At 53.1% G+C, this 8,489-nt stretch carries 8 protein-coding genes; 1 reads left to right on the top strand and 7 read right to left on the bottom strand.

What is annotated here, in order from left to right; all coding sequences use genetic code 11:
* Positions 1 to 411: S-methyl-5'-thioadenosine phosphorylase (locus O6944_09955; GenBank protein MCZ6719459.1), on the top strand; the 411-nt coding region annotated here is incomplete at its 5' end.
* A gap of 14 nt (positions 412 to 425) precedes the next feature.
* Here O6944_09955 and O6944_09960 read toward each other — a convergent pair.
* The 7 genes from O6944_09960 to O6944_09990 form a co-directional block, all read right to left on the bottom strand.
* Positions 426 to 1,250, bottom strand: coding sequence for a CsiV family protein (locus O6944_09960; protein ID MCZ6719460.1), 825 nt, complete (start codon positions 1,248 to 1,250; stop codon positions 426 to 428).
* The gene (gene mfd, locus O6944_09965; protein MCZ6719461.1) at positions 1,247 to 4,723 is read right to left on the bottom strand and encodes a transcription-repair coupling factor; all 3,477 of its coding nucleotides are present in this window, start codon (positions 4,721 to 4,723) and stop codon (positions 1,247 to 1,249) included. Before mfd ends, O6944_09960 begins: the two co-directional genes overlap by 4 nt.
* Before the next feature lie 6 nt (positions 4,724 to 4,729).
* Positions 4,730 to 5,446 (bottom strand): orotidine-5'-phosphate decarboxylase, encoded by a 717-nt coding sequence (gene pyrF / locus O6944_09970; protein ID MCZ6719462.1) that lies wholly within the window; start codon positions 5,444 to 5,446, stop codon positions 4,730 to 4,732.
* Positions 5,439 to 6,620, bottom strand: a complete 1,182-nt coding sequence (lapB, locus tag O6944_09975) for a lipopolysaccharide assembly protein LapB (GenBank protein ID MCZ6719463.1) — start codon at positions 6,618 to 6,620, stop codon at positions 5,439 to 5,441. Before lapB ends, pyrF begins: the two co-directional genes overlap by 8 nt.
* Positions 6,610 to 6,903, bottom strand: coding sequence for a LapA family protein (locus O6944_09980; protein ID MCZ6719464.1), 294 nt, complete (start codon positions 6,901 to 6,903; stop codon positions 6,610 to 6,612). The genes lapB and O6944_09980 overlap by 11 nt, the downstream gene beginning before the upstream one ends.
* Positions 6,904 to 7,113: 210 nt before the next feature.
* Positions 7,114 to 7,506, bottom strand: coding sequence for an integration host factor subunit beta (locus tag O6944_09985; protein MCZ6719465.1), 393 nt, complete (start codon positions 7,504 to 7,506; stop codon positions 7,114 to 7,116).
* On the bottom strand, positions 7,448 to 8,489 hold a 1,042-nt coding region (locus O6944_09990; protein MCZ6719466.1), incomplete at its 5' end, for a 30S ribosomal protein S1. The genes O6944_09985 and O6944_09990, both read right to left, overlap by 59 nt.

Consider the following 8,489-nt stretch of genomic DNA (forward strand, 5'->3'; position numbering starts at 1 on the left):
TCCCGTGCACATACTTTCTTTGAAGACAATCCAAAGGAAGTAACGCACATTGATTTTTCGGATCCCTACTGCGAGGAACTGCGAGCCGTTTTAGTGGCCGCCGCTAAGGAGGCGGCGCTCGCGCCTGCCGAATCGGCCACTTATGGCGCCACCCAGGGGCCACGCCTCGAGACCGCAGGCGAGATTGATCGCATGGAAAATGACGGCTGCGATGTGGTCGGCATGACCGGTATGCCAGAGGCGGCGCTCGCGCGCGAGCTTGGGCTCTGCTATGCCGCCTGCGCCGTGGTGGTCAATAGGGCCGCTGGGCGATCAAACGGCCCGATCACGATGCAGGCCATCGAAGCAAATCTGACCGCCTCGCTAGAGAATGTGCATCTGCTTCTCGCGCACACGATCCCGCTGATCTGAACGCCCGTGGGCAGTCAGGGGCCGGCGCCTTCCGATTGATACAGCGTGACCCTCACCAAGGCGCCGAACAAGGGATGGTCAAAATAATGCAGCTCATTCAGGCGGACCTTGCGGCTTTCCGTTAGCCTGACATAGGCCGGCTGCTGGTCTACAAATAGCGCACCACTTGATGCGGCCTTACTACCCATCGCAAGTGCATCGCCTCGCAGCTGCTCCGAGAGGAAATAGGCGAGATCCAAATCCACATGTAAGAATCTGGTCTTTTTAAGGCGCACCGTCCCGTCGATCCGCACGCTATTTACTGGGGCAAAGTCGCTATCGGCATAGAGGCCCTCGCTTCTCTCCCCGCCTCGAGTCGGGGCCACACCCACATCGGGATCAGCCAGCAGCACAACGCCGCTGGCCACCACATGCACGGCGCGCGCGGTGGGCGGCTGGAATTCGGGTTGCCGCCATGCGATATGTAAAATGGGATTGTAGCGACGGGAGTTGGCGAGCTTGTCATTTACATCGGCAAGCCCAAGCTCGTTGGCTTGCAGCGGTCGAAACGCCATGGGACCTGCGAATGGGGGTCCTTCTGGCTGCTCAACATCTTGCAACTCTGTGTCCAGAAATTCAGGGATATCTGAGACCAATTCGATACTCCCATCGAGCTCAGGTAGCCCAGGGTTATTGGACCACGTTTCGCTGTCCGCGTCGGGCTGGAGTCGCTCAAACACAATAACTTCTACCTCATACCAAAGCTCCTCATCAGCCGAGATCTGACTCGACGCATACAAAAATACACAAAGGAAACAAGCTCCAAGGACGATGCTGTGAGTTTTGGGTGCAATCGTCATGCGGCGTCTCGCGTTTCCAACTGGTCGAGCAGGTCCGTTAGCAGCTCTATGCGCAAATTGCCATCAGGTAACTCTTTCATGACACGCAACCTATCCTGCCCATCCAGTTTATAGGTCTGTGGGTGCAATTGGATCAATTTCATTACCCGCATAGGATCGATCGCGGGGCATGGTTGGAAACGGACTCGTCCCCCGTCTTTGCCCAAGTCGATCTTATGGATGCCCATCGGCGTTGCTTTGAGTTTTAAGGCTGTAATGCGGAACAGATTCTTCGCCGGCTCTGGCAACAATCCAAACCGATCAATCATTTCTACCTGCAAATCAGTCAATTCGTCATCATTCCGAGCGTTTGCAATACGTTTATACATAATAAGGCGCATATGAACGTCAGGCAGATAATCCTCGGGCAGCAGCGCGGGGATGTGCAGGTCGATCTCCGTGCCGTGATCGAGCGGCCGATCCAATTCCGGCTGACGGCCGGCCTGCAACGCCTGTACCGCACGCTCAAGAAGATCCATATAAAGCCCAAAACCAATCTCTTGGATATGGCCACTCTGTTCTGCACCTAAAATCTCACCTGCACCCCGGATCTCAAGATCATGGGTGGCTAGGGTGAACCCTACGCCTAAATCTTCGAGCGACTCTATGGCCTGGAGCCGCTTTTGCGCATCGGCGGTCATCACGTTACGCGCTGGCACCGTTAGATATGCATAGGCGCGATGGTGAGCGCGTCCAACACGGCCGCGCAGCTGGTATAGCTGCGCCAGCCCGAATTTATCCGCGCGATTAATAACAATCGTATTGGCTGTCGGAACATCGATTCCTGATTCAACGATGGTAGTGCATACGAGTACGTTGACCCTGCGATGATAAAAATCCAGCATCACCTGCTCAAGTTCCTTCTCACGCATCTGCCCATGGGCGATACATACGCGGGCCTCAGGAATCAGCGATTCTAACCGCTTTGCCATTTTCTCGATGGACTGAACTTCGTTATGGAGAAAATATACCTGTCCCCCTCGCTTAATTTCTCGTAACACGGCTTCCCGAACAAGGGGGGCATTCCATTCCCGCACGAATGTCTTCACAGCCAAACGGCCCGATGGTGGCGTTGCTATAATAGAAAGCTCGCGCAATCCAGACAGTGCCATGTTGAGAGTGCGAGGAATAGGGGTCGCAGTGAGCGTTAGCAGGTCCACTTCCGCACGCAGCGCCTTGAATTTTTCCTTTTGGCGCACACCGAAACGGTGTTCTTCGTCGATCACAACAAGGCCAAGCCGTTTAAACTTGATGGTTTCCCGAAAAAGCTTGTGCGTTCCGATGACGATGTCGACGGAGCCCGTGGCGAGTGCATTGATGACGCTATCCTGTTCCTTGTGCGAGCGAAACCTCGACAACTGCTCGATGCGAACAGGCCAATCCGCAAAACGGTCCAAGAAATTCTGATGATGCTGTTGAACAAGCAGCGTGGTCGGCGCCAACAGGGCAACCTGTTTTCCATCCTGCACGGCTACGAATGCAGCTCGCATGGCAACCTCGGTTTTGCCGAAGCCCGGGTCTCCACAGATCAGGCGATCCATGGGCTTGTCATCCTGCATATCGGATAGGACTGCTTGAATGGCGGCCATCTGATCCGGAGTTTCCTCAAAGGGGAAAGTATGAGCGAACGCCCGGTAAGCATCCTCATCGATTGTATAGCTGAACCCGCCGCGCGCCGCACGACGTGCGTGCAGTTCCAAAAGTTCAGCCGCGACGTCAAAAGCACGTTCTGCAGCCTTTCGTTTAGCTCGCTGCCAATGTGCACTGCCCAGCCTATGCAAAGGCGCGTGCTCAGCATCTACACCCGTGTATCGACTGATCAGATGTAGAGAGGATACCGGCACATAAAGTTTGTCTCCGCGAGCGTATTCGACGCAGATGAACTCTGCCCTGACATCATTCACCTCCAGCGTGACCAACCCTTGGTAGCGTCCTACCCCGTGCTCTTCGTGGACAACGGGAGCGCCTGCGCTCAGTTCCGTCAGATTACGAACAATACTGTCAACATCGCGCTGCGTTCGCCTACGCAGCCTGCGCTGCATAGCGCGTTCCCCAAAGAGCTGAGTCTCGCTGATAATGGCAATTACTGGATCATCGAGTTGGGTTCCTTGTTCTAGCGGTGCAACCGTCATCCCAAGTGGCGCAGCATCCATGACAAACGCCGACCAGGTGTCGAATAGCTGGGGCCTAAGGTCATGTTCGGACAAGAGCTCCAACAAGGTCTCTCGCCTTCCACTGGACTCCGCAACAAATAGTACGCGACCGTTGAATTCATCCAGGAAGCGTTTTAATACAGCCAACGGATCAGTTGCGCGCGCATCAATTGGAAGCGGCTTGGGCGGGCTAACCGCATAGTTGACAGCGCTAGGCGACTCATCGTTTGACCCGGTGCGGAGTAACAGCTGTGGGAAGTTTCCCATCGCGCTCGCAAGCTCCGATGGATCTAAGAATATCTCCCGCGGAGGAAGCAATGGCCGCTCACCATCATGCCGTCCCTGTTCGTAACGCTCTCGAATGTCCTCCCAGAACGCGTTACTCGCCTGCTCCACACCATCATCAATTACAACCACACATTGTTGAGGCAGGTAGTCCAATAACGTATGGGTCTCATGAAAAAACAATGAGAGATAGTATTCAATCCCCGCCGGCGCAAGGCCGTGACTCACATCTCTATATATCGGGCATTCGGTAGCGTTGCCTTCAAAATGCATTCGCCACTGCGACCGAAAGAGACCTATTGCTTCCTTCGTTAGAGGAAACTCGTGAGCGGGCAATATGCATATGGAATTGATCTTCTCTTGGGAGCGCTGCGTTTCCGGATCAAACAAACGGATACCTTCTACTTCCTCGTCGAAAAGATCGATGCGATACGGTAGGTCACTCCCCATAGGAAAGATGTCGATAAGCGATCCACGTACTGCGAAGTCACCGTGTTCCATAACTTGTGAAACACGGCAGTACCCGCCACGACCCAGGCGTTGGCGAAATTGATCGATCTCTAACCGATCCCCGATCGATAGGTGTAGGCTGTTGGCATCGACATAGTGACGCGGTGCCAATCGGTGCATCAGCGTGGACACGGGCACTATCAAGATGCCAGCAGTTAGCATCGGCGCCCGCGTTAGTGTTGCAAGGCGTTCCGAAGTGATATCTCTATAAGGCGAAAACTGATCATACGGCAGCGTTTCCCAATCCGGGAAAGAGATGATGGGCAATGTATTATTGCTAGTAGAAAAGAATTGAAGTTCATTCTGCATACGATTTGCAGTCAGGCTATCCGCCGTGACGACAATGAGGGGGACGTCGTTGCGCTCTACAGCGATGCGTATTGCAAGTGCCTTGCTGCTTCCATAGAGCCGTCCCCAGACGCGCCGTTCCCCTGGACGCTTAGGGACTTCCGCGGTAAAAAGGTTCTTACGCGCGAACCGGTCCATGATCAGTTATTCGGAAACGCACTGGAGCTCAGCATTGATCTCTATCTCAATGTCGCGCAACGCTTTCAACGGATCTTGGGCTTGAGTAATCGGCCGTCCGATAACAAGGTAGTCGGAGCCATATCGAAGCGCGTCCCCAGGCGTCGCGAATCGCCTTTGATCATTCAAATCGGTGCCGGCCGGCCGAATACCTGGGGTTACCAGGCAAAAGTTGCGTCCGATGCGGCGTCTGAGCTCGGTTAGGTCGTGCGGCGAGCAAACGACACCGTCCATTCCGGCATCATTTGCAAGCTCTGCCAGCCGTATGGTCTCCTGGGCAGCATTACTCTTGATCCCGATATCCATAAGCGCGGCGTCGGATAAACTCGTCAGCACCGTGACTGCAACAAGCAACGGATGATGGCGGTGCCGATCGATCGATTCACGTGCCGCCGCCATCATCTCCACTCCACCCATTGCGTGGACATTGACCATCCACACGCCGAGATCAGCAGCTACCACGCACGCCCCGGCTGTAGTAGATGGAATATCGTGGAATTTGAGATCTAAAAACACATCAAACCCCATCTTGATACATTTCTCCACGAGCATCGGACCCGAGCTTGTAAACAGTTCCTTCCCCACTTTGACCTTGCAGCGATTAGCGTCCAGCTGTTCAGCTAGCTTCAAGGCTTGAACTGGATTGCGGCAATCCAACGCGACGATAATACGTGAGTCATTCACCTTCGACACCATGGATAGGTTTGGCGGAGTTCCAATATTTGCAGGTTGGGCATTGCCAATGAAGTGACTTTCCGGTAAAGCCACAGTGGTTGCATTTGTATGCTGCTTTACTCTCAAGTAGTTTGCCAGTTAGATCTTTAATCATCAGCAAATTGTCTTTAGTGGTTCCTTGCGCGTGTGCTAGCGCATACTTGATCAGACGACTAACCCCTCGCACCGACGGACGCCTCCTAAGTTCGTCCGTGATAAACGCAATTGCTTGTGCTTCGCCTTGGTGCTCTGCAATCAACTCGGCTAGTACGAGCGTGGGAGTAATGCCGCCGTGCTTTTCTACGATATAATGGAGATATTTCATGAGTTCATCGACATTACCCAGTTCCCGGTAGCAATCGACTAAGGGATAAATAGCTTCCGGCAAGAAATCGGGGTCTTGTCTTTCAATCCGTTTATAGGCCCGTATCGCCAGCTTTGGCTTACCCGCCTTATAGGCTAACTCAGCACCAAGCAGGCTTGCACGCACGCACCGCGGATCCGTATTGAGTGCTCGCCGCACCATGTCACTCGCCTGCACTTCTTCCCCATCTTGGCCAAGTTGTTCCACCTTCTCACAGTAGAACTGTGCAATTACAGGAGCAAAACGTTCACCGGATTCTGATTCAAGCCGACGTGCTGTATCGATCGCTTTATCCCAATCTTTCTCTTGCTGGTAAATCTGTAGTAATTGAGTCAATGCTTGGACTGTATGCGATCCCGTTTCCATTAGCTCCTGAAACAGACTTTCAGCTCGATCCAAGAGGCCAGAGCGCATGTAGTCCATCCCTAATTCGAGGAGTGCAAAACAACGTTGTTCGCTGTGCAGTGTAGGCCGAGCGATCAGATTCTGGTGTATACGTATCGCGCGATCCACCTCTCCACGCCGCCTGAACAGGTTGCCCAAGGCGAGATGAGTTTCCACCGTCTCGCTATCCACGTCGAGCATCTTGATAAACACCTCAATGGCCTTATCAGGTTGTTCATTCAGCAAATAGTTGAGCCCCTTGAAGTAGTCCGGGGAGATCCGCGAACCAGAACTGTTTCTCCCACCTGTCCGTGCATTGCGTCGCGCGAGCCACCAGCCGGACGCCGCTGCAACCGGCAACAGCAACCAAAGGAGTTGTGAATAATCAGGGAGCATCCTTAATTGGAATTGCACGTAGATTATTGACTTCTTCTTCTGTGACCCGGACGAGCCTCGCTAATCTAGCATTCTCGCGCTTTAGCTTAGCGACGAAAGTGAGACTCGCCAGGATTCCCAGTAGCGCGCCAACCAACAGACTTGAAATAACCAATAGCGACACCGGTAGCTCAATACTTCCCATATAGTAGTTGAGGTTGACCAACTGGTCATTCTTAACGTGGAATGCAAGGCCAACGACGAGTATGCCTAAGAAAAAGAGTAACTTTATGATGCGTGACATAAACCCTCCTCGCACCGATACCCACAGTGTGGTCATGAATTCGGCTTTCCGCTAACAAGTCCTGAAAGCATGGACAGACGTGCCGCACCTTCAGGCATTAGAGACAAAACGCATTGCTTACGATAATCAGGGAACGGTATCAAAACAATACCGTGGAAGGCGTAGCGCGGCGGGCAGCGACCGCCCTCTTCAGGGCTGATGCCTATAGGATCAGCTTGCGATGGGCGTCACACGCTTAGACAATCGATTATCAACACGCTCGCGCAACTGCTTTCCGGGCTTAAAGTGAGGGACATATTTCGCCGGGAGTGACACAGGCTGACCCGATTTAGGATTTCGACCCACACGGGGTGGCCGATAGTGGAGTGAAAAACTGCCAAACCCACGGATCTCTATCCTCCAACCGTTCGACAGGGTTTGAGCCATATGTTCGAGGATAGTTTTCACGGCCAATTCGATATCCTTATAATCAAGCTGTGCTTGTTTGCGCACAAGCGACTCAATCAGATCCGATTTCGTCATATGTTGCTTTTCAATTGCCACTTTACTTACTATCCAATTGCTCTTTGAGAATATCTCCAAGTTTCGTCGTTCCAGCGGCATTAGCGCTGTACTCCTGAACAGTGGCCGCCTCTTCATCCGTTTCTCTCGCCTTTATGGACAACATGATGATTCGTTGTTTGCGATCCAGGCCGATGAGCTTGGCTTCAACTTCGTCGCCCGGTTTTAAGATTGTCGCCGCGTCCTCCACCTTTCCCTCCTTGGTAAGCTCAGCAACGCGCAATTGACCTTCGACCCCTTCGGCGAGCCGTACGATCACCTCCTTGGGCTCGACCTTTTCAACGGTCCCCTTCACTACGCTGCCTTTCGGATACTCGGCCACGTAACTGGAGAACGGGTCTTTCTCCAGTTGCTTGATGCCAAGTGAAATGCGTTCCCGTTCAGCGTCGACAGCAAGAACCACCGTTTCCACCTCTTCGCCTTTCTTGTAATTGCGGATCGCCTCCTCGCCTGGAACATTCCACGATATATCCGACAAATGCACCAATCCATCGATGGCGCCTTCAAGGCCGATAAAGATGCCGAAATCGGTGATGGATTTGATCGTACCGTTGACCCTGTCCCCCTTATTGTGGCCAGCGGCAAACGCTTCCCAAGGGTTGGGCTGGCACTGTTTCATGCCTAACGAAATGCGCCGCCTTTCCTCGTCGATATCCAGCACCATGACCTCAACTTCTTGCCCGATATGCACGAACTTCGAGGGATGCACGTTCTTGTTCGTCCAATCCATTTCGGACACATGGACCAGACCCTCAACCCCTTCTTCGATCTCGACGAAACAGCCGTAATCTGCAAGGTTGGTCACCTTACCATGCAAGCGAGTCTGCTCAGAATAACGGCGCGCAAGGTCCATCCACGGATCTTCACCCATTTGTTTCAAACCAAGAGAAACCCGGTTTCGCTCCCGGTCGAACTTCAGTACTTTAACCTCAATCTCATCACCAATATTCACGATGTCATTTGGGTGCTTTACACGCTTCCAGGCCATATCGGTGATATGTAACAGACCGTCAATACCACCCAGA

This window comes from Gammaproteobacteria bacterium, assembly GCA_027296625.1.
Lineage (GTDB): Bacteria > Pseudomonadota > Gammaproteobacteria > JAKEHO01 > JAKEHO01 > JAKEHO01.